Genomic DNA, 2111 nt, shown 5'->3' with positions numbered 1-2111 from the left:
CGCCTCGACCGCATCACGCGCCGGGCGCACACGCTGTCGCAGTTGTTGGAGGACGGCGTTTCGATCCGGGCCGCGGACATGCCGGGCGCGGACGACCTGATGATGCGGATATACGCGGCGATGGCGCAGAAGGAGAGGGAGCTGATCAGCTCGCGGACCAAGGCTGCGCTGGCGGCAGCGAAGGCGAGGGGGACGGTGCTGGGGGGCGACAGGGGGCATCGTCCAGCCAAGGGCCCCGATGCCTCTATCGCCGTCCAGGCTCGCCAACAGGAGGCGGATCGGACGGCGCATCGGCTGGCATTGGAGATGGAGAGTCTGCGGGCAGAGGGCATAATAGGAATGGCTGCCCTCGCGCGTGCTTTATCGGCTCGCGCAATTCCTACTCCGGCCAAGGCCACCCAATGGACCCACACGACAGTTGCTCGCGTACTGGCGCGCATGGAAGCGCCATAATCGGTCCATGCCTGGTCACGCCATGCCGCCGGCCGGCACACCGAGCCGACCAAGCCCAGGGAGCTTCAGGGCGGGACGACGAATGTCGAGCCCCGCCACTGCACCGAGGATATTCACCTCAATGCCTTCCACCCAGCCGATGGTCACACCTCCGTAGCCGCCGAGCGTCAGCTGCAGTCCGGTTCCAGAGCCCGTCCGGCGCAGCCACCTGCCATCGTAGGGGTAGTCCTTGCCAATCGCGGTGGGTGGCAAGACGACAGCCACCTCCGGAACGGCATCGAGCACGGCAGTGATGAACGTGTTGGAGTTCGGCCCCGGCCATGCGCGGTAATCGCCTCGATTGCGCCAGGTATAGGCATCGATAGCCGCTTGCATGCGCGGGATCAGAGTTGTGGCCGCCGCCCCATCGGCCGCAAACACCACCTCTGGCGCGCGCCCAAACCAGCGACCATCCGCCACAAAGCCATTGACGCGCAGGGGATCGCCCCAGGCCGTGTAGTCGTACCTTGTGTATCCGGTGGCGCTCTCCGCCTTGAGGACGATCCAGCTGTGAACCGCGACGATGCCGCGCCAACTCACGGTCGGTGCTGCAAACACCCGAACGACAGCTGCTTGGTGAAGGTCGGGCGGGGGCAGGTTGGAAATAGTTGAACGATCGGCATCCCACCAACCAGGGCCGATGCCCGTCCACTGGTAAAGGAGCGCCGATACTCCGATCGGCAGCAGATAGAGCAGCGCGAACAGCGCTAGCGCGAATTTGAGTATTTGCATGGATACGCGAGATCGTTGCCCGAGGGGATCACCGCAAGGCTCCGAACGGAAATCTAGCTACGTTATGTCTCCGCACGCAGCCTATGCCGACGCAGCAGGGCCATGTTGCGCCGGTTGGCCCGGAAGAACACATCACCGACCACCCCAAGAAAGGGCACCGAACTGATCACCGCATCGATGCCGACGTTGGCGATCATGCGTACAAGCAAGCTGCGCGACGCACCAAGGCGGTGAGCCTCCCAGATCAGATATCCCGACAGCGCGGTAGATATCGCCGGGCCTGCCGCAGGCACTAGGCTGAGGAGCGCATCCGCCCCGAACTTGATGCTGGTGCCCGGTATGCGCCACCGGCTATCGAGGAGATTCGCGATCAGATCGAGCCGCGCAGTACCCGATACGAGCTGAAGCTTCGGCTGCCACGAAGCCGCTGCCGTCGATGTGATTGCGTTCATGAGCATCAAATAGTGATTCATGCGTGCGGATCAATCGCGTCCGCAACGGCATTCTTCTTTTCCGAAGGCAGAAGCTTCATCGCCAGAATGAAGGCCGCCAGCAGCAGACAGATCGCGTTGGTGATAATGATCGGCCACCGTCCGAGAATCGCGCCATAGGTCAGCCAGAGCGCGAAGCCCGTTACGTTCAGCCCGTACATCCCAGCCGAGATGCTTGATGTGTCACGGGTCTTGATGATCTTCCAGGCCTGCGGCGTGAAGCTGGCGATGGAAGCGGCCGTGGCGGCCGCGCCGAGCACGGTTGAGACTTCGATGTTCATTCTGCCGGTTTAGGCCGTGCCGGTTCCAACCGCGCCTACCCATGTTAGGCCAATTGCAGCCAGCCCTGTTCACCACCGATCAACGGTCGTTGGTCGGTCGTGAACATGCTGCGAT

Annotated in this window: 4 protein-coding genes; 1 reads left to right on the top strand and 3 read right to left on the bottom strand. The window is 63.1% G+C overall.

The window, feature by feature from the left end; genetic code table 11:
- The coding region (locus AC1ROY_RS33995) for a recombinase family protein (protein WP_493153385.1) at window positions 1-453 on the top strand (453 nt) is incomplete at its 5' end.
- A 15-nt stretch (window positions 454-468) separates the two neighbouring features.
- Here the strand turns inward: AC1ROY_RS33995 and AC1ROY_RS33990 are convergent.
- The 3 genes from AC1ROY_RS33990 to AC1ROY_RS33980 form a co-directional block, all read right to left on the bottom strand.
- The gene (locus AC1ROY_RS33990; protein WP_493153384.1) at window positions 469-1224 is read right to left on the bottom strand and encodes a DUF3750 domain-containing protein; all 756 of its coding nucleotides are present in this window, start codon (window positions 1222-1224) and stop codon (window positions 469-471) included.
- Window positions 1225-1286: 62 nt separating this feature from the next.
- Entirely contained in the window at window positions 1287-1697 is a 411-nt protein-coding gene (locus AC1ROY_RS33985) for a DUF4112 domain-containing protein (RefSeq protein WP_493153383.1), read from the bottom strand.
- Window positions 1694-1996: a SemiSWEET family sugar transporter gene (locus AC1ROY_RS33980; RefSeq protein WP_493153382.1), complete on the bottom strand. Its 303-nt coding sequence runs from the start codon at window positions 1994-1996 to the stop codon at window positions 1694-1696. Before AC1ROY_RS33980 ends, AC1ROY_RS33985 begins: the two co-directional genes overlap by 4 nt.
- Between the last annotated feature and the right edge of the window lie 115 nt (window positions 1997-2111).

This window comes from Roseococcus sp. GW821-FHT12F05, assembly GCF_058806835.1.
The sequence above is the reverse complement of the archived record's forward strand: the minus strand, read 5'-3'. Positions and strand labels throughout refer to the sequence as shown.

What these genes read in the sequence shown, in the direction of transcription:
- AC1ROY_RS33990 (WP_493153384.1), bottom strand. Translation starts at nt 1,224, where the DNA reads ATGCAAATACTCAAATTCGCGCTAGCGCTGTTCGCGCTGCTCTATCTG.
- AC1ROY_RS33985 (WP_493153383.1), bottom strand. Translation starts at nt 1,697, where the DNA reads ATGAATCACTATTTGATGCTCATGAACGCAATCACATCGACGGCAGCG.
- AC1ROY_RS33980 (WP_493153382.1), bottom strand. Translation starts at nt 1,996, where the DNA reads ATGAACATCGAAGTCTCAACCGTGCTCGGCGCGGCCGCCACGGCCGCT.